The 23,412-nt window shown below is 60.2% G+C and carries 21 protein-coding genes and 4 tRNA genes; 14 read left to right on the top strand and 11 right to left on the bottom strand.

The genetic code is table 11. The features are described 5' to 3' along the window. The first annotated feature begins 183 nt into the window (after window positions 1–183). The 5 genes from acs (at window position 184) to ACM6HV_RS05585 (ending at window position 7,676) form a co-directional block, all read left to right on the top strand. The gene (acs, locus tag ACM6HV_RS05605; protein ID WP_414903720.1) at window positions 184–2,121 is read left to right on the top strand and encodes an acetate--CoA ligase; all 1,938 of its coding nucleotides are present in this window, start codon (window positions 184–186) and stop codon (window positions 2,119–2,121) included. A 51-nt stretch (window positions 2,122–2,172) separates the two neighbouring features. Further along, window positions 2,173–3,045, top strand: coding sequence for an oxygenase MpaB family protein (locus tag ACM6HV_RS05600; RefSeq protein ID WP_414903719.1), 873 nt, complete (start codon window positions 2,173–2,175; stop codon window positions 3,043–3,045). Between the two features lie 149 nt (window positions 3,046–3,194). Continuing rightward, complete coding sequence (locus ACM6HV_RS05595; protein WP_414903718.1) at window positions 3,195–4,211, top strand: class I SAM-dependent rRNA methyltransferase; 1,017 nt, start codon at window positions 3,195–3,197, stop codon at window positions 4,209–4,211. 220 nt (window positions 4,212–4,431) lie between these two features. After that, a complete protein-coding gene (locus ACM6HV_RS05590; protein WP_414903717.1) occupies window positions 4,432–7,380 on the top strand; it encodes a DUF748 domain-containing protein in 2,949 nt (982 codons plus the stop codon). Continuing rightward, window positions 7,380–7,676, top strand: coding sequence for a DUF2845 domain-containing protein (locus ACM6HV_RS05585; protein ID WP_041065375.1), 297 nt, complete (start codon window positions 7,380–7,382; stop codon window positions 7,674–7,676). The genes ACM6HV_RS05590 and ACM6HV_RS05585 overlap by 1 nt, the downstream gene beginning before the upstream one ends. A 234-nt stretch (window positions 7,677–7,910) precedes the next feature. Here the strand turns inward: ACM6HV_RS05585 and ACM6HV_RS05580 are convergent, their stop codons facing one another. Then, on the bottom strand, window positions 7,911–8,267 hold the full coding sequence (locus ACM6HV_RS05580; RefSeq protein ID WP_007963876.1) for a BON domain-containing protein: 357 nt from the start codon (window positions 8,265–8,267) through the stop codon (window positions 7,911–7,913). A 295-nt stretch (window positions 8,268–8,562) separates the two neighbouring features. Continuing rightward, window positions 8,563–9,003: a pilin gene (locus ACM6HV_RS05575; protein WP_041065372.1), complete on the bottom strand. Its 441-nt coding sequence runs from the start codon at window positions 9,001–9,003 to the stop codon at window positions 8,563–8,565. A gap of 228 nt (window positions 9,004–9,231) precedes the next feature. On the opposite strand from ACM6HV_RS05575, the gene pilB reads away from it, so the two are divergent. The 5 genes from pilB to yacG are packed head-to-tail and all read left to right on the top strand — an operon-like array spanning window position 9,232 to window position 13,843. Next, complete coding sequence (gene pilB, locus ACM6HV_RS05570; protein WP_414903716.1) at window positions 9,232–10,932, top strand: type IV-A pilus assembly ATPase PilB; 1,701 nt, start codon at window positions 9,232–9,234, stop codon at window positions 10,930–10,932. Window positions 10,933–10,934: 2 nt separating this feature from the next. After that, entirely contained in the window at window positions 10,935–12,152 is a 1,218-nt protein-coding gene (locus ACM6HV_RS05565) for a type II secretion system F family protein (protein WP_414903715.1), read from the top strand. Between the two features lies 1 nt (window position 12,153). Beyond that, window positions 12,154–13,026: a prepilin peptidase gene (locus ACM6HV_RS05560; protein WP_414903714.1), complete on the top strand. Its 873-nt coding sequence runs from the start codon at window positions 12,154–12,156 to the stop codon at window positions 13,024–13,026. Continuing rightward, window positions 13,023–13,646 (top strand): dephospho-CoA kinase, encoded by a 624-nt coding sequence (gene coaE, locus ACM6HV_RS05555; RefSeq protein WP_414903713.1) that lies wholly within the window; start codon window positions 13,023–13,025, stop codon window positions 13,644–13,646. Before ACM6HV_RS05560 ends, coaE begins: the two co-directional genes overlap by 4 nt. Then, window positions 13,643–13,843, top strand: coding sequence for a DNA gyrase inhibitor YacG (gene yacG, locus ACM6HV_RS05550; protein WP_007963861.1), 201 nt, complete (start codon window positions 13,643–13,645; stop codon window positions 13,841–13,843). Before coaE ends, yacG begins: the two co-directional genes overlap by 4 nt. 6 nt (window positions 13,844–13,849) lie before the next feature. Here the strand turns inward: yacG and ACM6HV_RS05545 are convergent, their stop codons facing one another. The 3 genes from ACM6HV_RS05545 to ACM6HV_RS05535 form a co-directional block, all read right to left on the bottom strand. Next, entirely contained in the window at window positions 13,850–14,065 is a 216-nt protein-coding gene (locus ACM6HV_RS05545; RefSeq protein WP_041065358.1) for a hypothetical protein, read from the bottom strand. A gap of 65 nt (window positions 14,066–14,130) precedes the next feature. After that, entirely contained in the window at window positions 14,131–14,820 is a 690-nt protein-coding gene (locus ACM6HV_RS05540) for an energy-coupling factor ABC transporter permease (RefSeq protein ID WP_108183834.1), read from the bottom strand. After that, window positions 14,817–15,284 carry an FAD/FMN-containing dehydrogenase gene (locus ACM6HV_RS05535; RefSeq protein WP_086793092.1) on the bottom strand — a complete coding sequence of 156 codons (468 nt, stop codon included), beginning with the start codon at window positions 15,282–15,284 and terminating at the stop codon, window positions 14,817–14,819. Before ACM6HV_RS05535 ends, ACM6HV_RS05540 begins: the two co-directional genes overlap by 4 nt. 129 nt (window positions 15,285–15,413) lie before the next feature. Between ACM6HV_RS05535 and ACM6HV_RS05530 the strand changes: the two genes are divergently transcribed. The 4 genes from ACM6HV_RS05530 to ACM6HV_RS05515 all read left to right on the top strand — a co-directional run bounded on the left by ACM6HV_RS05530 (window position 15,414) and on the right by ACM6HV_RS05515 (window position 18,151). After that, window positions 15,414–16,040 carry a DUF1780 domain-containing protein gene (locus ACM6HV_RS05530; RefSeq protein WP_003228301.1) on the top strand — a complete coding sequence of 209 codons (627 nt, stop codon included), beginning with the start codon at window positions 15,414–15,416 and terminating at the stop codon, window positions 16,038–16,040. After that, complete coding sequence (locus ACM6HV_RS05525; RefSeq protein WP_414903712.1) at window positions 16,037–16,564, top strand: MOSC domain-containing protein; 528 nt, start codon at window positions 16,037–16,039, stop codon at window positions 16,562–16,564. Before ACM6HV_RS05530 ends, ACM6HV_RS05525 begins: the two co-directional genes overlap by 4 nt. A gap of 51 nt (window positions 16,565–16,615) precedes the next feature. Next, complete coding sequence (locus ACM6HV_RS05520; protein WP_003228304.1) at window positions 16,616–16,789, top strand: DUF3094 family protein; 174 nt, start codon at window positions 16,616–16,618, stop codon at window positions 16,787–16,789. Window positions 16,790–16,852: 63 nt separating this feature from the next. Beyond that, the gene (locus ACM6HV_RS05515; protein WP_041065349.1) at window positions 16,853–18,151 is read left to right on the top strand and encodes an NAD(P)/FAD-dependent oxidoreductase; all 1,299 of its coding nucleotides are present in this window, start codon (window positions 16,853–16,855) and stop codon (window positions 18,149–18,151) included. 147 nt (window positions 18,152–18,298) lie between these two features. On the opposite strand, the gene ACM6HV_RS05510 is transcribed toward ACM6HV_RS05515, so the two are convergent. The 6 genes from ACM6HV_RS05510 to clpB all read right to left on the bottom strand — a co-directional run bounded on the left by ACM6HV_RS05510 (window position 18,299) and on the right by clpB (window position 23,362). Beyond that, window positions 18,299–19,924: a methyl-accepting chemotaxis protein gene (locus ACM6HV_RS05510; RefSeq protein WP_414903711.1), complete on the bottom strand. Its 1,626-nt coding sequence runs from the start codon at window positions 19,922–19,924 to the stop codon at window positions 18,299–18,301. 161 nt (window positions 19,925–20,085) lie between these two features. Continuing rightward, window positions 20,086–20,162: transfer RNA gene (locus ACM6HV_RS05505), tRNA-Pro, on the bottom strand. Window positions 20,163–20,259: 97 nt separating this feature from the next. After that, window positions 20,260–20,335: transfer RNA gene (locus tag ACM6HV_RS05500), tRNA-Lys, on the bottom strand. A 5-nt stretch (window positions 20,336–20,340) separates the two neighbouring features. Next, a tRNA-Pro gene (locus ACM6HV_RS05495) sits at window positions 20,341–20,417 on the bottom strand. A gap of 9 nt (window positions 20,418–20,426) precedes the next feature. After that, window positions 20,427–20,502 (bottom strand) — tRNA-Asn (locus ACM6HV_RS05490). Between the two features lie 295 nt (window positions 20,503–20,797). Beyond that, complete coding sequence (clpB, locus tag ACM6HV_RS05485; RefSeq protein WP_108183838.1) at window positions 20,798–23,362, bottom strand: ATP-dependent chaperone ClpB; 2,565 nt, start codon at window positions 23,360–23,362, stop codon at window positions 20,798–20,800. Window positions 23,363–23,412 lie beyond the last annotated feature (50 nt).

Below are 23,412 nucleotides of genomic sequence, written 5' to 3'. Positions count from 1 at the left end.
CAAGCCATTTCCCATGTGGGAGCGAGCCTGCTCGCGAATTCGGTGTGTCATTCAGCATCTTTGTGGCTGATACAGCGCATTCGCGAGCAGGCTCGCTCCCACAGTTGTTTCAGGGATGACTTGAACCTCCAGGCCGCTCGGCGCATCTTTATTCCTGTCGCACAACAAGAATAAGGAACCGTCATGTTCGATATCAGCACGTTCCCCAAAGCCGATGCCGTCCGCCGGGCTGCGCAGTTGAGTCAGGACGACTACAAGCGCCTGTACCGCGAATCGATTGAACACCCCAGCACCTTCTGGGCCGAACAGGCCACCCGCTTCCTCGACTGGAGCACGCCGTGGCAGACCGTTCAGCGCTACGACCTGAAAACCGGTGAAGCGGCCTGGTTTGCCGGCGGCCAACTGAACGTCAGCTACAACTGCATCGACCGCCACCTCGCACAACGCGGCGAGCAGACCGCGATTCTCTGGGAAGGCGACGACCCTGCCGAATCGGCGCAGATCACTTACAAAAAACTCCACCATCATGTCTGCCGCCTGGCCAACGTCCTGAAAAGCCGTGGCGTGAAAAAAGGCGACCGGGTGTGCATCTACATGCCGATGATCCCCGAGGCGGTCTACGCGATGCTCGCCTGCGCGCGGATCGGCGCGATTCACTCGGTAGTGTTCGGTGGCTTCTCCCCGGACTCCTTGCGCGACCGTATCCTCGATGCCGACTGCCGCACGGTGATCACCGCCGATGAAGGCGTGCGCGGCGGCAAATTCGTACCGCTCAAGCAAAACGTCGACAAGGCCCCGCACAGTTGCCCGGACGTCAGCACCGTCGTCGTGGTCGAACGCACCCAAGGCAAGGTCGATTGGGTCGAGGGCCGTGACCTCTGGTATCACCAGGCCGTGCGTGACGTCAGCGACGACTGCCCGCCGGAGCCGATGGACGCCGAAGATCCGCTGTTCATCCTCTACACCTCCGGCAGCACCGGCAAACCCAAGGGCGTGCTGCACACCACAGGCGGCTACCTGCTGCAGGCGGCGATGACCTTCAAGTACGTGCTCGATTACCGCGAGGGCGAAGTGTTCTGGTGCACCGCCGACGTCGGCTGGGTCACCGGCCACAGTTACATCGTCTACGGCCCGCTGGCCAATGGCGCGACCACGCTGATTTTCGAAGGCGTGCCGAGCTACCCGAGCACTTCGCGCTTCTGGCAGGTGATCGACAAACACCACGTCAACATCTTCTACACCGCGCCGACCGCCCTGCGCGCGCTGATGCGCGAAGGTGCCGGGCCATTGCAGGAAACGTCGCGCCAAAGCCTCAGACTGCTCGGCAGTGTCGGTGAGCCGATCAACCCGGAAGCGTGGGAATGGTACTTCAACGTGGTCGGTGAACAGCGCTGCCCGATCGTCGATACCTGGTGGCAGACCGAAACCGGCGGCATCATGCTCAGCCCGTTGGTGAGTGCCCAGCGGATCAAACCGGGTTGCGCCACGCAGCCGATGTTCGGCGTGCAACCGGTGTTGCTCGACGAGCACGGCAAGGAAATCAAAGGCGCCGGCAGCGGCGTGCTGGCGATCAAGTCGAGTTGGCCGGCGCAGATCCGCAGCGTCTACGGCGACCCGCAACGGATGGTCGACACCTATTTCAAACCCTACCCCGGCTATTACTTCACCGGCGACGGCGCACGCCGCGACGAGGACGGCGATTACTGGATCACCGGGCGCATCGATGACGTGATCAACGTGTCCGGCCACCGCATCGGCACCGCCGAAGTGGAAAGTGCGCTGGTGCTGCACGACAGCATCGCCGAGGCCGCCGTGGTCGGTTACCCGCACGACGTCAAAGGCCAGGGCATCTACGCCTTCGTCACCCCCATGAACGGCGTCGAGCCAAGCGACGACCTGAAGAAAGAGTTGCTCGCCCATGTCAGCAAGGAAATCGGCAGCTTCGCCAAACCGGACCTGATCCAGTGGGCGCCGGCCTTGCCGAAAACCCGTTCAGGCAAGATCATGCGGCGCATCTTGCGCAAGATCGCCTGTAACGAACTCGACAGCCTCGGTGACACCTCGACCCTGGCCGATCCGAGCGTGGTGCAGGGTTTGATCGACAAGCGCCTCAATCAGTAACATCCGTGGCGCGGTCACCCGGCCGCGCCCGTTCATCACCAATGAGTTGTCATGGAATTCATCCGCAGCCGTATCGAAAACCAACTCATGAGCCTGACCGGGCTGTCCCTCGGTCAACTCGATCTGGAAAACCCCAAGGGCGATCCCGGGCTGTTCGGCCCCGACTCGATCAGTTGGCAAGTGCACGGCGACTTCAGCAGCATGCTGATCGGCGGCATCAGCGCGTTGTTGCTGCAAGCCCTGCATCCGCTGGCGCTGGCCGGGGTCTGGGATCATTCCAACTTTCGTCAGGACATGCTCGGGCGTTTGCGCCGCACCAGTCAGTTTGTTTCCGGCACCACGTTCGGCTCGCGCCGCGACGCCGAATGGCTGATCGACAAAGTGCGCACCATTCACCTGCAAGTGGTCGGTATCGCGCCGGACGGCCGACCGTATGCGGCCAGCGATCCGGACCTGCTGACCTGGGTGCACGTAGCCGAGGTCAGTCACTTTCTTGCCGCGCATCTGCGTTACCGCAACCCGCAATTGTCGGGGGCGGATCAGGATCGCTACTACGCAGAAATCGCCGTGGTCGCCGAGCGCCTGGGTGCGCGGGATGTGCCGAAGTCGCGGCAGGCCGTGGCCGACTATCTGCTACACATGCGCCCGCAACTGCTCTGTGATGAGCGCAGCCGCGAAGTCCTGCGCCTGCTGCTCGATGCCCCGGCCCCAAGCGTGCTGGCCCGACCTTTTGGCGACCTGATGATGAAGGCCGGCATCGATCTGTTGCCGGACTGGGCCAGCGCCATGTTCGGCATACGGCAGAATTCGCTGCAACGCCAGCTGATCCGCGCCAGCGTCAAGCGCAGTGCACCGATGCTGCGCTGGGCGATGCGCAATGGTTCGGTGCAACGAGCCAAACGACGGATGGGTTTGCTGACCTGAAAGCTTCGCGAGCAGGCTCGCTCCCACAGCAGATTTGATTTGCAGCATAGATCCTGTGTGGGAGCGAACCTGCTCGCGAAGGGCGCAACTCGATTGCCCGCCAAGCTGCTAAACTCCCGCGCCCCCATTCTCACCAGCAAGGCGCACGCATGTCTTCCTTGAATCAGGCGCTGCGCGCCGCCCTCGATAAACGCCAGGATCTACTCGCTGAGCTGCACAGCCAGGGCACCGATTGCTATCGGCTGTTCCACGGCAGCCAGGAAGGCGCCGGTGGCCTGACCGTCGACCGCTACGGCCCGCAATTGCTGGTGCAGAGTTTTCACCAGACCCTGGAGCGTGACGACCTGCTGCAACTGCACACCATGGTCAACCAGACCCTGGGGTTTGACACCCTGCTGGTCTACAACGACCGCTCTCGCGGCAACTCGCGGATCGACCGTGAGGACAATGTCTACAAAGCCGATGACGCCGCGCTGGTGGATCTGGTCGGTCATGAGTGGGGCCTGAACTACCGCGTGCGCGGGCGGCATGCCGGCCAGGATCCGCTGCTGTTCCTCGACCTGCGCAACACCCGTGGCTGGGTCAAGGATCACGCCAAGGGCAAGCGCGTGCTCAACCTCTTTGCCTACACCTGCGGCGTTGGTCTGAGTGCCGCTGCCGGTGGGGCGCGCGAGGTGTGCAATCTGGATTTCGCCGAAGGCAATCTGGCGGTCGGCCGTGAGAACGGCCTGCTCAACCCGCAATTGCCCGAGATGCAATTTATCCAGTCCGATTATTTCCCGGCGATCCGTCAGCTCGCCGGGCTGCCGATCAGCCAGCGGCGCGGGCAGAAACTGCCGAGCTATCAGCGCCTCGAACAGCGCCAATACGATCTGGTGCTGCTCGATCCACCGGCCTGGGCCAAGAGCGCGTTCGGCACCGTCGACCTGCTGCGCGACTATCAAAGCCTGCTCAAACCGGCGCTGCTGACCACCGCCGACAACGGCGTGCTGATCTGCTGCAACAACCTGGCGAAAGTCAGCATGGACGACTGGCGTGAACAGGTGCTGCGTTGCGCCGAGAAGGCCGGCCGCCCGGTCCGCGACTGGAGCGTGATGACCCCGGGCACCGACTTCCCGTCGCTGGATCAACAGCCACCGCTGAAAACCCTGATCCTGCAGTTGTAACCCTCCTCTGCGGCTAACAGCTGCCCACTGTGGGAGCGAGCCTGCTCGCGAAAGCGGTGTATCAGCCACCAGACAGGGTGACTGATAGAACGCCTTCGCGAGCAGGCTCGCTCCCACACGGGATGTGTTCCTACAGAACAATCTGAACAATCCTGCCCCCCACGAGGTACTTCGGAACCAGAATCGCGTGCCATACTCCAAGGCACTCCGATTCAGACAGATGAAGCCGCACATGCCCAAAGGATTGATCCGCGCGATTGGCGCCTTGTTGACTGCTCTGGCCCTCTACAGCTTGCTGGGGTTTCTGATTTTGCCGGGCATTGCCCTGCGCATTGCCAACCAGCAACTGGCGAACTACGCCACGGTGCCTGCGCACATCCAGCGCATCGAGCTCAATCCGTTCAGCCTTGAAGTCACCCTGTGGGGCCTGGTCGTCGGTGAGCCGGGCAAGGAGCAGGTCGGCTTCGAGCGGCTGTACGCCAACCTGCAACTCGACAGCCTGTGGACCAAAGCACTGCACCTGGCCGATATCGAGCTGGACAAGCCCAAGACCGAAATTCTCTTCGCCAAGGACGGCCAGCTCAATCTGCTCGGTCTGTTCAAGATTCCCGCCAGCGAGCCGACCCCGGCCGACCCGAATGCCAAACCGTTCCCGCTGCGCATCGACCGCATCCAACTGGCCGGCGGCAACGTGCATTTCCAGGACGCCCGGCCGAGTGAGCCAATCGAGTTCCTTTACGACAAACTCGACTTCGAACTGAAAAACCTCAGCACCCTGCCCGAAGACAATGCCGACATGACCCTGGTGGCTGCCGGCCCGGCCGGTGGGCAGATCGACTGGAAAGGCAACTTCAGCCTGATCCCGTTCACCTCTGAAGGCACCTTGAAAGTCACCGACGGCAAGATGAAATCCTTCTGGCCCTATGTGCGTGACGCGCTGCCACTGGTGCTCGAAGACGGCGTGATCAACCTCAGCACCGAGTACAAACTGAATCTGTCGAAAGAAACCGAACTGCTGCTGAACAACGTCGCGGTGAATATTGCGCCGTTCGCAATCAAGGCGCCGGACGGACGTCCGCTGGCCAGACTCGAACGCCTTGATGTCAGCGAGACCTCGCTGGACCTGGCCAAACAGCAGGTAGTGGTCGGCAAGATCCGCAGCAACAAACTGGAAACCTGGGCCGCGCTCGAAGCCGACGGCCAGCTCGATTGGCAGAAACTGTTCGCCAGCCAACCCTCGAAGCCTGCCGCCAAGGCCGCCGCCGAACCCAAGACCACTCCGGCCGCCGCCGACTCGCCGAAAGAGCCGGCCGCGCCGAGCAAGCCCTGGCAGGTGCTGCTCAAGGATGTGCAGTTGCGCAACTACACCGTGCATCTCGCCGACCGTTCGGCCAACCCGCCGGTAGCGCTGGATGTGACGCCGCTGAATGTCGACCTGCAGGATTTCGACAGCCTCAACGGTTCGCCTTTCAAGGTCAGGCTCGACAGCGGTCTGGGCAAACAAGGCAAGATCAACGCCGACGGCGTGGTCAACCTCGCACCGGTTACCGCCCAGCTCAACGTGAAGACCCAGGACATCGACCTGCGTGTCGCGCAGTCCTACATCAATCCGTTCATTCGCCTGGAACTGCGCAGCGGCATGCTCGGCAGTGACCTCAAGGTCAACCTCAAGAGCACCGAGCCACTGGTACTCAGCGTGACCGGGCGCGCGCAGATCGATCAACTGCACACCCTCGACACCCTGAAAACCCGCGACTTCCTCAAATGGCAGCAAGTGGTGGTTGAAGGCATCAACTATCAACACGGTGACAGTGTGTCGATCGACAAGGTCAACCTGTTCCAGCCGTATGTGCGGTTCATGATCAACGATGACCGCACCACCAACATTGATGATTTGCTGATCCCGCAACCTGCCGATTCCGGGGCGAAAACGGCAGCGGCCAAACCCGCCAATCACTCGAAACCGCTGGGCATTCACATTGGCGGTATCGCGATCAATGACGGCTCGGCCAACTTCGCCGACTTCAGCCTGACCCCGAACTTCGCCACGGCAATCCAGCAACTCAACGGCCAGATCGGCACCATCGACAGCCGTCAGGCGAAACCGGCCAGCGTCGACGTCAAGGGCAAGGTCGACCGCTATGCGCCGGTGACCATCAAAGGTGCTGTCAATCCGTTCGACCCGATGGCCAGCCTCGATATCGCTACCAGTTTCAAACGCGTCGAACTGACCACGCTCACCCCGTATTCCGGCAAATTCGCCGGCTACCGCATCCGCAAGGGTCGGCTCAATCTCGACCTGCACTACCTGATCACCAAGGGCCAGTTGAAGGCTGAAAACAAAGTGGTGGTCGAGCAGCTGCAACTCGGCGAGAAAGTCGACAGCCCGGATGCCGTGAGCCTGCCGTTGAAACTGGCGATTGCCCTGCTCAAGGACGTCGATGGCAAGATTTCCATCGAATTGCCGGTCACCGGCGACCTCAACAACCCGCAATTCAGCGTAATGCCGATTGTCTGGCAGACCCTGCGCAATCTGATCGTCAAAGCGGCTGCCGCGCCGTTCAAGCTGATTGGCGGACTGGTCAGTGGCGGCGGCTCTGAAGACCTCGGCACCGTGTCCTTTGCCCCAGGTTCGAGCGACCTGAGCAAAGACGCCGAATCAGCGCTGGACAAACTGTCCCAGGCGCTCAAGGAACGTCCGGCCCTGCGCCTGGAGATCGAAGGCACCGCCGCGCAAAGCAGCGACGGTCCGCTGCTGGCCGAACAGCGTCTGGAGCGCGAATACCAGTACAACTACTACAAGATGCTCCAGCGCCGTGGCGACAAGGTGCCGGCCCAGGCTTCCCTGCTGCAAGTGCCGGAGAACGAGAAAGGCCCGTTGCTCGAAGGCATCTACCGCACGCGTCTGAAAACCCAGCCGCCGGCCGAATGGAAGGATCTGGGCAAGGAAGAACGCACGGCGAAAATGCGTGACGGCGTGATCAAGTTCTGGAGCTCCAGCGATGTCCTGCTGCGCCAGTTGGGTCAGGAACGCGCCAGCAGCATCAAGGACTATCTCGTCGACAAGGGCCAACTGGCCGATGACCGGGTGTACTTCATCGATGCCAATCTGGGCGAGGCCGAGAGCGATGGCCGGGTCGTGACGCAAATGCACCTGGACGCCGAATGATGAACCGCAAATGGCGGGTGGCTTTGACGCTGCTGCTCGCCGCCAGCCCTGCGCTGGCCTCCGACACGCTGCGCTGTGGCAGCCAACTGGTCAGTCTCGGCGACCGTGCCAGCGAAGTGCTGCAGAAATGCGGCGAACCGGTCAGCCGCGATGTCCTCGGCTACAAGCGCAGCGCCAACCGCCGAGAAGAATTTCAGGTCGAGGAATGGACCTACGGCCCGAGCAACGGCATGTATCAATACCTGCGCTTTGAAGGCAATCGCCTGCGGCAGATCAACAGCAAGCGCGGTAACTGAAAGATCAAAAGATCGCAGCCTCCGGCAGCGCCTACAGGGAAATGCATTCCACTGTAGACGCTGCCGGAGGCTGCGATCTTTTGCTTCTACCCAATAGAACAGGCCCCGACACAAGTGCCGGGGCCCGTAATGGTCACATCCGTGTGACCGTTCGCATGAACTCTAAAGTTGCGGCAGACGTATTGCTCGGCCCGTCTGTCGCGTCTTCTCCCGGTCCAGGCGAGAAGTCATGCCTTACTCGGCTTTCAGGCCGTCAGCGGAGACCGCTTTGACGCCTTTGATTTTCTTGGTGATGTTCACAGCGGTGGTTTTCTGAGCTTCGGTGACAGCGACGTCAGAAGACAGGGAAACCACACCTTTGTTGGTTTCGACTTTGATGTCGGTACCAGGAATGCCTTTTTCGGTTACCAGGTCGCTTTTGACTTTGGTAGTGATCCAGGTATCGGAAGTAGCTTCTTTAGCCTTGGTCATTTCACCGGCAGCCAGAGTCATTGGAGCCTGAGTAGCCTGGGTGGATTGTGCGAAAGCACCGGAAGCCATGGTCAGGGTCAGCGCGGTAGCAGCAGCGGCAGTGATAGCGAACTTCTTCATACGAGTAACTCCTGTTTTTCTGGAAAGTCTGCTGGTTGTCTTGTCAGCAGGGTTACTGGGTATATTGCGAAGGCTGTGCCAACTTTTCGAAAGACAATAAATCGTTATAAATCAATAAGTTATGAATTAGATAAATTTTCGAAATCATGCAATTTGCATGACACGTGGATTATCGACATGCAAGTTGCGGTTTTTTGGAAAGTTCCTAAATGGCTGAAATTATTGAAGCTTTTTTTACTGCTCTGGAAATGAAAATGCCCCGAAGATCGGGGCATTTGCCATTCAGGCCCTCGTATCAAGTGCCGCTGGCAGTGCAACCTTTTGGCGAGTAGTCAGGGTTGACGGTGGTTGCGCAGGTCCACACGCCAGAGGTGCTGCCCGTTGCAGCCCCCGAACGGGTAAGCGTGATTGTCTTACCCAATACCGGACCCGGTGCGTTCACCAGTGTGCAAGTGATGGTGCCGGCACCGGTCGAGGCCGTCCCAGAGGCCGCCAGTGTGCAGTTCGACGTGGTCGCGGAAGCGCCGCCCGCCACCAGTGTCAGCGTCGGATCCGTACCTTGATTGATGGTGTCTTCAAACGGCACTTTGAGCGCGCTGATTTCTGCCAGACCTGCTGTCACTTTCGAACGGGCCTGGTATTTGGAGTATTGGGGCAGGGCGATGGTCGCCAGAATGCCGATGATCGCCACCACGATCAGCAGCTCGATCAGTGTGAAACCCTTTTGGTTGTTCATAGACAGGCTCTCCATGCATGAGTCGGAATCTCATGATCTGCAAAGGGCTCAGCATAGGCCATGCCAACCGCCTGCAGACCCCGTGCGCTGGGCGTAAACGGGTGATATCGCGCTTTCCTACAACCTCTAACCGCACTATCTGACACTTTTTGTCACCTGCACCGAGGGTGTTTGGCGCTGTCACTTGACTAGGCTATAAGTCATGAACTGTCAGCTTCCGGAATTCCCATGAATGACATCGCTCTGAGCGGTCTGGCCAAGCAATTGGTACAGGCCGAACTGCTTACGGAAAAAAGCGCCCAGCAGGCCTGGCAACAGGCGCAGCGCAATCGGCTGTCGCTGGTCAGCTACCTGGTGCAGAACAAACTGGTGAAGAGCTCACAGGTGGCCGAGATCGCTTCAGAGCATTTCGGCATGGCCTTCATGGACCTCAATTGCCTGGACAAGGAAACCCAGCCCAAAGGCCTGGTCAGTGAAAAACTGGTGCGCCAGCACCACGCCCTGCCCTTGTGGCGCCGTGGCAACAAACTGTTCGTGGGCATTTCCGACCCGAGCAATCATCAAGCGATCAATGACATTCAGTTCAGCACCGGGCTGAGCACCGAAGCCATTCTGGTGGAGGACGACAAGCTCACCGAGGCCATCGAGAAATTTTTCGACACCCACGCCAGCGGTCTGGAGGACATGGCCGACGTCGATCTCGACGGCATGGATGTCGAGTCCGTCGACGACAGCCGCCAAGACGCCATCGGCGGGCTCGACGCCGACGATGCGCCGGTCGTGCGCTTCGTGCACAAGATGCTGCTCGACGCGATCAAGAGTGGCTCCTCCGACCTGCACTTCGAACCCTACGAGAAAAACTTCCGGGTGCGGGTGCGCACCGACGGTATCCTGCGCGAGGTGGCCAAACCGCCGATCCAGTTGGCCGGGCGGATCGCCGCACGCCTGAAGGTCATGGCCAGCCTGGATATCTCGGAACGCCGCAAACCCCAGGACGGGCGGATCAAGATGCGCCTGTCGAAGACCAAGTCGATCGACTTCCGGGTCAACACTTTGCCGACCCTGTGGGGCGAAAAAGTGGTGATCCGGATCCTCGACCCGTCCAGCGCGCAGATCGGCATCGATGCATTGGGTTACGAACCGGTGCAGAAAGAACTGTACATGGCCGCGCTCAAGCAGCCCCAAGGGATGATTCTGGTAACCGGGCCTACGGGTTCGGGGAAAACCGTATCGCTGTACACCGGCCTGAATATTCTCAACACCGTCGACATCAACATTTCCACCGCCGAAGACCCGGTGGAAATCAACATGGAAGGCATCAACCAGGTCAACGTCAATCCCAAGCAGGGGCTGGATTTTGCCCAGGCCCTGCGTTCGTTTCTGCGGCAGGACCCGGACGTGATCATGGTCGGCGAGATCCGCGACCTGGAAACTGCCGAAATCGCGATCAAGGCCGCACAGACCGGCCACCTGGTGCTGTCCACACTGCACACCAACAGCGCCGCCGAAACCCTGACCCGCCTGCACAACATGGGCATTCCCGGGTTCAACATCGCCACCTCGGTGAGCCTGATCATCGCTCAGCGCCTGGCGCGCAAGCTGTGCAACCACTGCAAGAAACCGATCGAAATCCCCCGCGAAACGCTGATCAAGGAAGGTTTCCCACCGGAACAGATCGGCAATTTCACGATCTACGAGCCGGTCGGTTGCGATCACTGCAACGGCGGCTACAAGGGACGCGTGGGGATTTATGAAGTGGTGAAAAACACCTCCGAGCTGCAGCGGCTGATCATGGCCGAAGGCAACTCGCTGGAAATCGACAGCCAGATGCGTCGCGACGGCTTCGACGACCTGCGCACCTCGGGCCTGCACAAGGCCATGCAAGGCATCACCAGCCTGGAAGAAATCAACCGGGTCACCAAGGACTGAACATGGCGGTCAAGGCAGCGAAAATCAGCATCTACGCCTGGGAAGGCACGGATCGCAAAGGCAGCAAGGTCACGGGCGAGTTGAGCGGGCAGAACCCTGCGCTGATCAAGGCCCAGCTGCGCAAACAAGGCATCAACCCGGGCAAGGTGCGCAAGAAATCCACCTCCTTGCTCAGCCTCGGCAAACGCATCAAGGCCCAGGACATCGCCCTGTTCACCCGGCAGATGGCAACCATGATGAAGGCTGGCGTGCCGTTGTTGCAGTCGTTCGACATCATTGGCGAAGGCTTCGACAACCCGGCGATGCGCAAACTGGTGGACGACGTGAAGCAAGAGGTGGCGGCCGGCAACAGCTTCGCCGCCGCCCTGCGCAAGAAGCCGCAGTATTTCGATGAGCTGTATTGCAACCTGGTGGATGCCGGCGAGCAATCCGGTGCACTCGATACGTTGCTCGAACGGGTCGCAACCTATAAGGAAAAAAGCGAAGCGCTCAAGGCCAAGATCAAGAAAGCCATGACTTACCCCACAGCCGTGGTGCTGGTGGCGATGGTCGTCACGGGGATTTTGCTGGTGAAAGTGGTGCCGCAGTTTCAGGCGGTATTTTCCGGTTTTGGCGCTGAACTGCCGGCCTTCACGCTGATGGTGATCAGCATCTCCGAGTTCATGCAGCAATGGTGGTGGGCGGTGCTCGGCGCCCTGATTGCAGCGGTGTTCGGCATCCGTCATGCGCTGAAGACATCCCAGGCATTGCGCGACCGCAAGGACACCTGGCTGCTGAAGCTGCCGCTGGTGGGCACGCTGATGTACAAATCGGCGGTGGCGCGATTCGCCCGCACCTTGTCGACCACCTTCGCCGCTGGCGTACCGCTGGTGGAGGCACTGGATTCGGTGGCCGGCGCCACCGGCAACGTGGTGTTCAAACGTGCAGTGCTGCGTATCCGCCAGGACGTCGCCACCGGTATGCAGCTGAATTTTTCCATGCGCAGCACCGGGGTGTTCCCGAACATGGCGGTACAGATGACCGCGATCGGTGAGGAGTCGGGCGCGCTGGATGACATGCTCGACAAGGTCGCCGGTTTTTATGAGGACGAAGTGGATAACATGGTCGACAACCTCACCAGCCTGATGGAGCCGTTCATCATGGTGGTGCTCGGGGTCATCGTCGGCGGGTTGGTCGTGGCCATGTACCTGCCGATTTTCCAGCTCGGCTCAGCGATCTGACATGCCTATCGACCAACTCTTCAGTCTGTATCCGCTGGCCTTTGTGTGCACCGCCCTGCTGCTGGGTCTGGTGGTGGGCAGTTTCCTCAACGTGCTGGTCTGGCGTCTGCCGAAAATGCTCGAGCGCGATTGGCGCCAACAGGCGCAGGACGTCCTCGGCCTGCCGAGCGAAACGCCACTGCCGACCTACAACCTGATGCTGCCGCATTCCCAGTGCCCGCACTGCGGCCACCGGATTCGGCCGTGGGAAAACATTCCGCTGCTCAGCTACCTGTTGCTGCGTGGACGCTGTTCGGCGTGTGCCGCCCCGATCAGCAAACGTTATCCCCTGACCGAACTGGCTTGCGGTTTGCTCTCGGCATTCGTCGCCTGGCATCTGGGGTTCGGCTGGCCGGCCGCCTTGTTGATCGTCCTCACCTGGGGTCTGTTGGCGATGAGCCTGATCGACACCGAACATCAATTGCTGCCCGATGTGCTGGTGTTGCCATTGTTGTGGATGGGGTTGATCGTCAACAGCTTCGGGCTGTTCGTCTCCCTACACGCCGCGCTGTGGGGCGCGGTGGCCGGCTACATGGCGCTGTGGTCGGTGTTCTGGCTGTTCAAGCTGCTGACCGGCAAGGACGGCATCGGCCACGGCGATTTCAAGCTGCTGGCGCTGCTCGGGGCCTGGGGCGGCTGGCAGATTCTGCCGCTGACGATTCTGTTGTCGTCGCTGGTGGGGGCGATTGTCGGGGTGATTCTGCTGCGGCTGCGTGAGCAGAAAACCTCGACGCCGATGCCCTTCGGCCCGTATCTGGCAATTGCCGGCTGGATTGCCTTGCTCTGGGGTGGTCAAATAACCGACTTCTATTGGCAGTTTGTCGGTTTGAAATGAATACCCCTGTGCAAAAACCCTGGATTCTCGGCCTGACCGGCGGCATCGGCAGCGGCAAAAGCGCCGCGGCCCAGCACTTCATCGATCTCGGGATCCATGTGGTCGACGCTGATCACGCAGCGCGCTGGGTGGTCGAGCCGGGGCGTCCGGCGCTGGCGAAGATTGCCGAACACTTCGGGCCCGGCGTCCTGCAAGCCGATGGCACTCTGGACCGTGCGGCCCTGCGCAAGTTGATCTTTGAAGTGCCGGAAGAACGCCGCTGGCTCGAAGCCCTGCTGCATCCGTTGATCGCCGAGGAAATCGCTCACCATCTGGCGCTGGCAAAATCGCCTTATGCGATCCTGGTGTCACCGCTGCTGATCGAATCCGGGCAATACGCGATGACCCGGCGCATCCTGGTGATCGATGCCCCGCAACAACTGCAGATCGAACGCACCTTGCAGCGCGACCAGACCAGCGAGCAGCAGGTCCAGGCGATCCTCAAGGCCCAGTCGAGCCGCGAAGACCGCCTGAGCCGTGCCGACGATGTGGTGGTCAACGACCGCGACCTCGCCTGGCTGCACAGCGAAGTCGAGCGCCTGCATCACTTTTACCTGACTTTATCCGGAGGCCAAGCATGAGCCCAATCCCAACCGTTGACTGCCCAACCTGCGGCGCCCCCGTGGAATTCACCCCAGAGAACAAATTCCGCCCGTTCTGCTCCGATCGCTGCAAGCTGATCGACCTCGGCGCCTGGGCGTCCGAAGAGCACAAGATTCCGGTCGCCCCGGATGCCGAAGACGAAATGTTCTCCGGTGATTTCGACCCGCGTCACTGATCGCGATCAGGGCCGCATGAAGCCGTAGTCCTGATCGTCGTCGAGGTTTTCCGCGAGAAAGCGCAATTCGTCGGCCAGGTCTTCGGCGTTGCGCACCGTCTTGCTCTGTTGCACCACCGCGCTGAGCAAGGCGCGCAAACTCAGGCCCGGATCGAAGCCGACCTCCAGCGCCATCTCCAGACTCTGCCGCGTTTCCTGCCTCGCCCACTCGTAAACACTCATGCCGCTGCTCCTGAAAGGATTTGATTGAGCATGAAATGCCGCGAGGCTGACGGATTTGATGTGGATCAAGACTTGGGATCGTCGTCCTTCCACGGCGCCGAAAGGTAGCGGGTGCGATTGAAGGTCTCCAGCCACTCGGGACTGAACACCACCAGCGCGCTGATCACCATGCCGTTGATGAACGCTTCTGGAAAGATCAGCAGCCACAGGTAGCCGATGAAGTCTTCCAGCCATTCCGGCATGGCAAACAGGCCGTCGTACCACAGTAGGCTCAGGCTCAACGTCAGGCACAACAAGGCCGACAACGCTGCGGCAAAGAATCCGGAACAGAAGATATACACGAACGGATTTCGCGGCTGGGCACGCTCGACGATGATCGCCACGCACTCAGTGATCAACACCGGCAACAGGATCAGCAACGTACCGTTGACCCCGACCGCCAGCAGATCCTGACGCCCGAGCAACACCAACCCGATCTGCGCCACCAGCCCGCCGACAATCGCCAGCGGCCAGTCCAGCAAAAGTGTCACGGCGGTCATGCCGATGAAGTGATAAGAAACCCCGGTGTCGAAATCCCTGCGCACCATCCACAGCAAAAACACGGCGAACACGGTGCCGAACAGCAGGTGCTGACGGCGACTGTCACTGAACAACTCGACCCACGGCGCACGACAGATCGCCCAGATAAGCACCGGCAGATAGATCAGCCAGCCGACCGTCAGGCTTTGCGGTGACAGCAACTCGGCGCCGATCATGGGCGGGCCTTCTCCAGTGCCTCGTGCAGTTGGGCCGCGTCGGTGTACTCATGCTGCTCGAGCAGTCGGCCGTCCTTGAGTTGCAGCCACAGCACCGAACCTTCGGCGCCGGGATAACGCGACGCCACCCTGCCTTCACGATCGAGCATGACCCGATAGCTGTAGTCACGCATCGCCGGAACCGCGAACATCTTCGCGATCAGTGCCGGCATGCGCTGGATGTCAGCGACGAACACGGCGTGGCGCGCCTCCAGATAGCCTTTTGGCTGGTCTTTCAACGCCTGCTTGATCAGCTTGGCGCCGTCCATGTCGCGCGCCACCAGCAGCGTCGTGGTGCGGTTATCGAGGGTGAACGGCTGATCGTATTGATCCAGCAACGTCCAGGGCGCCAGCCGCTCACCGATTTCAAGCGCCTGGGCCCACAGCGGAATCACAGCCAACACCAGCAGCCAGCGAAATTTCACGTTCATCCCCTCGATTTGGCATTAATGGACGGTTTTCCTCAGTCTACACCGCCCATTGCAACCGCCCACTGACACACATTGCCGCGTGGTGCTTTCAGCTTGTCGCAATTGAACGCTAAGCTTGGGCTTATGGATGACTCAGATTATTTACGCCTGCTGACCATCGCGGCCGAGCAAGCCAACGCGTTCCTGTCCAATGCCCGCAAATGGGAGCGTGAGCGTTGGGTCTGCCAGCGCCTGCTGCAAGGCTTGAACATTCCTTACCGCGCCGATGAGTTTGCCCCTGCTGGCGAGCCGCCGGACGTGCTGTTTCGCGATGCCAATTTCGAAGTGTTTTTCGTGCTCGATGAAGGCCGCCGACTCAACGACGAATGGCGCGACGAACTGCAACGCCGGCGCAGTGCATTTTCCCTCAGCCAACTGGTGCGCCGTGAAGCCAAGCCACGGCGGATCCCGGCCAATGAATTCTTGCTGCGGCTGGCGCCGACCTTGCGCAAAAAAGCGCACAACTACAAGGAACGCGGCATGGATCTGGGCGAACTGGACATCATCGCCTTCGCCAGCCTCAAGCGCGAAGTGCTGGACCTCAACAGCCACTTCCCACCGCCGACCGAATACCTGCGTCAGGGCTGGCGCTCGCTGTCGCTGGTCGGGCCGACCTTCGCCCGGGTGCTGTTCGCCCATCCTGATGCACCGGATTTCCTGCGCAGCAACCTCGGTCGCAGCATCGTCTTCGATGTCGGAATCAGCCTGTGACGCCGCTGCAGCAGTTGATTGCCGACGTCCCGCAGACCGGGCGCGTGCGCTGGATCGGCGTGCGCCCCGAGTCTCGCGGGCCAATGATCGAACTCGACGCGGTGGAAGCACGACTGGAGGCCGGACTGACTGGCGATCACGCTCGGCCTGGGGTACGCAACGCGCGGCAGGTGACGTTGATTCAGTTCGAACACTTGGCCGTGATCAGCGCGTTGATGGGCCGGTCACAGGATCATCCGGTCAAGCCTGAAGACCTGCGGCGCAATCTGGTCATCAGCGGTATCAATCTGTTTAGTCTCAAGGGTCGGCGCTTTCGCATCGGTCAGGCAATATTCGAAACCACTGGCTGGTGTCAGCCCTGCGCGCGCCTGCAAAGCAACCTCGGCCCCGGCACCTTTCAAGCGGTGCGCGGGCATGGCGGAATTACCGCTCGGGTGTTACAAAGCGGGATCATCCGCCTCGACGACGGTGTTTCGGTCGAACCGGTTCCGGCCAGTGGCTATGCTGCGTTCAACCCGGGATAAAAACCGCTGTAGCGTCTCCACCTTCAGCAACGTCTACCTGACGAGGCCTTTATGACCAGCCGCCTGAACCCCGAAGACCAGAAGCATGTCGAAGAGTACCTGCAGTTGTCCCAACACCGTGTCGAGCGCCGGCCTTTCCGGCCGTGGATGCTCCTGGTGCTGGTGCTGGCAGTGACCATTGGTCTGGGCTTGCTGAGCCGACTTATCAGTTACCTGACGCTATGAGCTGCCTGGCGCTCGCTCGGGTAACCGCACCGATTTCCTTTAAAAACCTTGCGAGTTATCCCTATGTCCCATCGTATTGTCATTGTCGGCGGCGGCGCCGGCGGTCTGGAGCTGGCTACCCGTCTGGGTAAGACTCTGGGCAAGCGCGGCACGGCCAGCGTGATGCTGGTCGACGCGAACCTGACGCACATCTGGAAACCCCTGCTGCACGAAGTGGCCGCAGGATCGCTGAACTCTTCCGAAGACGAACTCAACTATGTTGCCCAGGCGAAATGGAACCACTTCGAGTTCCAGCTGGGGCGCATGAGCGGGCTTGATCGGGCGCAGAAGAAAATCCAGCTGGCCGCCACCTACGACGAGAACGGCGTGGAACTGGTACCGGCGCGTGAAGTGCCTTACGACACGCTGGTGATCAGCGTCGGCAGCACCACCAACGATTTCGGCACCCAGGGCGCGGCGCAGCACTGCCTGTTCCTCGACACCCGCAAACAGGCCGAGCGTTTCCACCAGCAGCTGCTCAACCACTATCTGCGCGCGCATGCCGGACAGACCGATGTGGTCGAGCAGATCAGCGTGGCCATCGTCGGTGCCGGCGCCACGGGTGTCGAGCTGGCGGCAGAACTGCACAACGCGGCGCATGAACTGGCGGCTTATGGTCTGGACCGGATCAAACCGGAGAACATGCACATCACCCTGATCGAAGCCGGCCCGCGAGTGCTGCCAGCCCTGCCCGAACGCATCAGCGGCCCGGTGCACAAGACCCTGGAGAAACTCGGGGTCAATGTGATGACCAATGCGGCGGTCAGCGAAGTGACCGCCGACAGCCTGATCACCGCCGATGGCAATGTGATCAAGGCCAGCTTGAAAGTCTGGGCCGCCGGGATCCGCGCACCGGGTTTCCTCAAGGACATCGACGGCCTGGAAACCAACCGCATCAATCAGCTGCAAGTGCTGCCGACGTTGCAGACCACCCGCGACGAAAACATTTTCGCCTTCGGTGACTGTGCCGCGTGCCCGCAACCGGGTTCGGATCGCAACGTGCCGCCGCGTGCACAAGCCGCACACCAACAGGCATCATTGCTGGCCAAGTCGCTGAAGCTGCGTATCGAGGGCAAAACCCTGCCGGAGTACAAGTACACCGACTACGGCTCGCTGATCTCCCTGTCGCGTTTTTCCGCTGTGGGTAACTTGATGGGCAACCTGACCGGCAGCGTGATGCTCGAAGGCTGGCTGGCGCGGATGTTCTACGTGTCGCTGTATCGCATGCACCAGATGGCGCTGTACGGACCGTTCCGCACGGCGATGCTGATGCTGGGCAGCAAGATCGGTCGCGGCACCGAGCCACGCCTGAAGCTGCACTAAAACCAAAACGTGTGGGAGCTGGCTTGCCCGCGATAGCGATCGGTCAGTCGGCGATGATGTCGACTGATCCGCCGCTATCGCGGGCAAGCCACGCTCCCACATTGTTTTGTGCAACTCACAAAATCAGCAAGCTCACTCCTCCGCTCATCAGAGCTGAAAGCGGCGCACCATGCCTTGCAGCGCGTTGGCCAGTTGCGACAGTTCGTGGCTCGACGCACGGGTCTGATCGGCACCCGCTGCCGAACGGACCGACAGGTCACGAATGTTCACCAGATTACGATCCACTTCCCGCGCGACTTGCGCCTGCTCTTCGGCGGCACTGGCGATCACCAGATTACGCTCATGGATCTCATGCACCGAAGCGGTGATGGTTTCCAGGGCCTCCCCGGCGCGTTCGGCCAACGCCAGTGTGGTCGTGGCCCGTGCAGCGCTGGCCTGCATTGAGTCCAGCGCCAGGCTTGAACCACTGCGCATGCCCTGCACCATCTGCTCGATCTCCTGCGTCGATTGCTGGGTGCGATAGGCCAGCGCCCGCACTTCGTCGGCGACTACCGCAAAACCTCGTCCGCTTTCCCCTGCGCGGGCCGCCTCGATGGCGGCGTTGAGCGCAAGCAGGTTGGTCTGCTCGGCAATGGCACGGATCACATCCAGCACTTTGCCGATGTCCTGTGACTGGTTGGCCAGCGATTGCACCAACTCGCCGGTGTGCTGCACGTCGCTGGCCAGCGCATTGATGGCCGATGCGGTATCACTGACCCGCGCCTGCCCGAGTTGCGCCGACTCACTGGATTGGCGGGTGGCATCGGATGTCGACACGGCATTGCGAGCGACTTCTTCAACGGCCGTGGTCATTTCATTGACCGCCGTCGCCGCCTGTTCGATTTCGTTGTTCTGCTGCTGCAGGCCTTGTGTGCTGTCGAGCGTCACCGCGTTGAGTTCATCAGCAGCGCTCGCCAGTTGCGTGGCCGAACCGCTGATGCCTTGCAGCGTTTCCCGCAGGTTTTGCTGCATGGTCGCGAGCGCCTTGAGCAATCGGCTGACTTCATCGTTACCGTGGGTTTCGATCGGCCGGGTCAGGTCGCCCCGGGCCACGCTTTCGGCAGCGCTGACGGCGCTGCTCAGCGGACGGACGATGCTGCGGGTGAGCAACATCGCCAGCACCACCGTGGCCAGCGCCGCCAGCCCTATGAACAGGCTGACGATGGTGCGCGAGGTCTGGTAGTGGTCAGCGGATTTCTGGCTTTCCGCGGCGACCTGCCTGGCGAACAGATCCGCCAGGTCATTGAGCTGCTTGCCGGAGCCATCGACCACGGTCTTCATATCAATCAGCAACAGTTTGGTCAGTTCTTCACGCCGGCCTTGATCGGCCAGGGTGAAGGATTGCGCGATGCCGGTGCGATAGGCAGCGAAGGTCTTTTTGAACTGGTCATAGAGCTGCTGGCCTTCCGCCGTGGTGACCAGTTTGTCGTAGGCGGCGATTTTCTCGCTCAGTTCCTTGTCACGGGTGTCCATCTGGCTGCGGTAAGTCGCGATGTTCTGTGGATCCTGATCAAGGGCCATGCGCAGGGAAATCGTACGGATCCGCAACATCAGCTCGCGAATTTCGTCACCGCCGCGAATGCTCGGCAGCCACTGGCTCTCGACCGCGACCTCACTGTCACGGATGCTCGACATCTGCCCCAAAGCAAATACGCCGAGCAACGCCACCAGGACCGCTATCAGGGCAAAACCCAGCGCGGCACGTGGAGCAATATTCAACTGACGAAGCAACATGACGAACGCCCTTATTCTTGTATTGGCCAAATTGAAGGGGCGAACAGTGGCCGCCCCTCTCGTTAGCGGGCTATCGGCAAGTTGTACGACGACTTGAAAGGAATTGTCTGACGCGAGGACAAAAAAAATCCCCGTATCTTTCGATACGAGGATTTTTAATATGGTCGGGGTAAGGGGATTCGAACTCCTGACATCCTGCTCCCAAAGCAGGCGCGCTACCGGACTGCGCTATACCCCGGTAAAAAAAAGGCGACCTTTCAAAGATCGCCTTCTTCGATCAGCGCTTTTGGCCTCTGATCTTAAGATTCGATCCCAGTGTTACCTGGTTTCAAAAATGGTGGGTCGTGTGGGATTCGAACCTACGACCAATTGGTTAAAAGCCAACTGCTCTACCAACTGAGCTAACGACCCAAAAATGGTCGGGGTAAGGGGATTCGAACTCCTGACATCCTGCTCCCAAAGCAGGCGCGCTACCGGACTGCGCTATACCCCGGTTTGAAATTGGCTCCGTGACCAGGACTCGAACCTGGGACCCAATGATTAACAGTCATTTGCTCTACCGACTGAGCTATCACGGAACTACATATTTCAATTTACAACGGTGAAACTTACAGCTCTTAGACGTCGTTCGCATCGCTGCGTTCGTGTGTCTGAGGCGCGCTATTCTACAACCTAGAACACCTCTGTCAACCCCCTAAATCGCTTTCAAGTTAATGATTTGCAACTTATTTCAGATTTCAGCTCAGTGAGCTGAGATGCTGCGGGTGACTGACTGCGGGGCGCACTTTACAAGCCTTTTCCTTAGAGTTCAACAGCCTAACGAAAAAAAGGCCTCGCAAAGCGAGGCCTTCCTTATTTCATTGGCTTTACCGCTCAGTCGAAAACGATTTCGTCGTTCACGACCTTGCCGGTTGCCGTGTCGCCCGGCAGGAAATGCCCCGACAGGATCAACTGCGCCAACGGGTTTTCGATCCAGCGCTGGATCGCACGTTTGAGCGGACGTGCGCCATACACTGGGTCGTAACCCACGGCAATCAGCTTGTCCATCGCTTCCGGGCTCAGTTCCAGCTTCAGCTCGCGCTCGACCAGACGACTGCGCAGACGGCCCAGCTGGATCTCGGTAATGCCCGCGATCTGATCCCGCGCCAATGGCTCGAAGATCACCACTTCGTCGACCCGGTTGATGAACTCGGGACGGAAGTGACTGGTCAGCGCGTCCATCACCGCTGCACGCTGCGCCTCACGGTCACCGACCAGTTCCTGGATCTGCGACGAGCCGAGGTTCGAGGTCATGACAATCACGGTATTACGGAAATCCACCGTACGTCCGTGGCTGTCGGTCAGGCGTCCATCCTCCAGCACTTGCAGCAGGATGTTGAACACGTCCGGGTGCGCCTTCTCGACCTCGTCCAGCAGGATCACCGAGTAAGGCTTGCGGCGTACCGCTTCGGTCAGGTAACCGCCCTCCTCGTAACCCACGTAGCCTGGTGGTGCCCCGATCAGCCGCGCCACGGAATGTTTCTCCATGAACTCGGACATGTCGATCCGCACCATTGCCTCTTCCGTGTCGAAGAGGAATTCGGCCAGCGCCTTGCACAGCTCGGTTTTACCGACCCCGGTCGGGCCGAGGAACATGAACGAACCGCTCGGACGATTCGGATCCGCCAGACCGGCACGCGAGCGCCGTACGGCGTTGGCCACCGCGACCACCGCTTCGTCCTGACCGATCACGCGCTGGTGCAACAGGCTTTCCATCTTCATCAGCTTGTCGCGCTCGCCTTCGAGCATTTTCGACACCGGAATACCGGTCCACTTCGAAACGACTTCGGCGATTTCCTCTTCGGTCACCTTGCTGCGCAGCAACTGGTTCTCGCTCTTGCCGTGCTGGTCGACCATTTGCAGGCTGCGCTCCAGATCCGGGATCACCCCGTACTGCAATTCGGCCATGCGGTTGAGGTCGCCTTTACGGCGCGCGGCTTCCAGTTCCTGACGCGATTGCTCGATCTTTTGCTGAATCTGTGCCGACCCCTGTACCTCGGCTTTTTCCGAGTTCCAGATTTCTTCCAGATCCGAGTACTCACGTTCGAGGCGGACAATTTCTTCCTGGAGTTTTTCCAGGCGCTTCATCGCCGCTTCATCGCTTTCTTTCTTCAGTGCCTGGGATTCAACCTTGAGCTGAATCAACCGACGCTCCAGACGATCGAGCACTTCCGGCTTGGAGTCGATCTCCATGCGGATGCGACTGGCGGCCTCGTCGATCAGGTCGATGGCCTTGTCCGGCAGCTGCCGATCAGTGATGTAGCGATGGCTGAGCTTGGCGGCCGCGATGATCGCACCGTCAGTGATCGCCACCTTATGGTGAACCTCATAACGCTCCTTGAGGCCACGCAGGATGGCGATGGTGTCTTCTTCGCTCGGCTCGTCCACCAGCACTTTCTGGAAGCGCCGTTCGAGGGCCGCATCCTTCTCTATATATTGGCGGTACTCGTTGAGCGTGGTTGCGCCGACGCAATGCAACTCGCCGCGAGCCAATGCCGGTTTGAGCATGTTGCCGGCATCCATCGAGCCTTCGCCCTTACCGGCGCCGACCATGGTGTGCAGCTCGTCGATGAACAGAATGATCTGCCCTTCCTGCTTCGACAGTTCGTTGAGCAGCGCTTTGAGGCGTTCTTCGAACTCACCGCGATACTTGGCACCGGCAATCAGCGCGCCCATGTCCAGCGACAACAGGCGTTTGCCCTTGAGCCCGTCCGGCACTTCGCCGTTGATGATGCGCTGGGCCAGACCTTCGGCAATCGCGGTCTTACCCACACCAGGCTCACCGATCAGCACCGGGTTGTTCTTGGTGCGACGTTGCAGCACCTGAATGGTGCGGCGAATTTCGTCGTCACGGCCGATCACCGGATCAAGCTTGCCGTCTTCGGCGCGCTTGGTCAGGTCGACGGTGTATTTGTCCAGTGCCTGACGCGACTCTTCGTGGTTGGCGTCATTCACCGCCTCACCACCGCGCAGGTTGTTGATTGCGTTCTCCAGGGCTTTCTTGCTCACGCCCTGGCCGAGCAGCAGTTTGCCGAGCTTGCTGTTCTCGTCCATCGCGGCGAGCAGCACCAGCTCGCTGGAAATGAACTGGTCGCCCTTCTGTTGGGCCAGACGATCAGCCTGATTGAGCAGACGCGCCAGATCCTGCGACATGTTCACGTCGCCGGTCGGGTTCTGGATTTTCGGTAATTGATCGAGCTCTTTGGTCAGCTCTTTGCGCAGGCTGTTGACGTCGAAGCCCACTTGCATGAGCAGGGGTTTGATCGAACCACCTTGCTGTTCAAGCATGGCTTGCATCAAGTGCGCCGGCTCGATGGCCGGATGATCGTGGCCAACGGCCAGGGATTGGGCGTCGGACAACGCCAACTGTAATTTGCTGGTTAAACGGTCTATACGCATGGGGTCACCTTCCTTTTGAGCAGGTCGGACCTAAAAACCATCCTGAATAA

This window comes from Pseudomonas sp. IT-P260, assembly GCF_949768395.1.
GTDB classification, from domain to species: Bacteria; Pseudomonadota; Gammaproteobacteria; order Pseudomonadales; family Pseudomonadaceae; genus Aquipseudomonas; species Aquipseudomonas parakoreensis.
The sequence above is the reverse complement of the archived record's forward strand: the minus strand, read 5'-3'. Positions and strand labels throughout refer to the sequence as shown.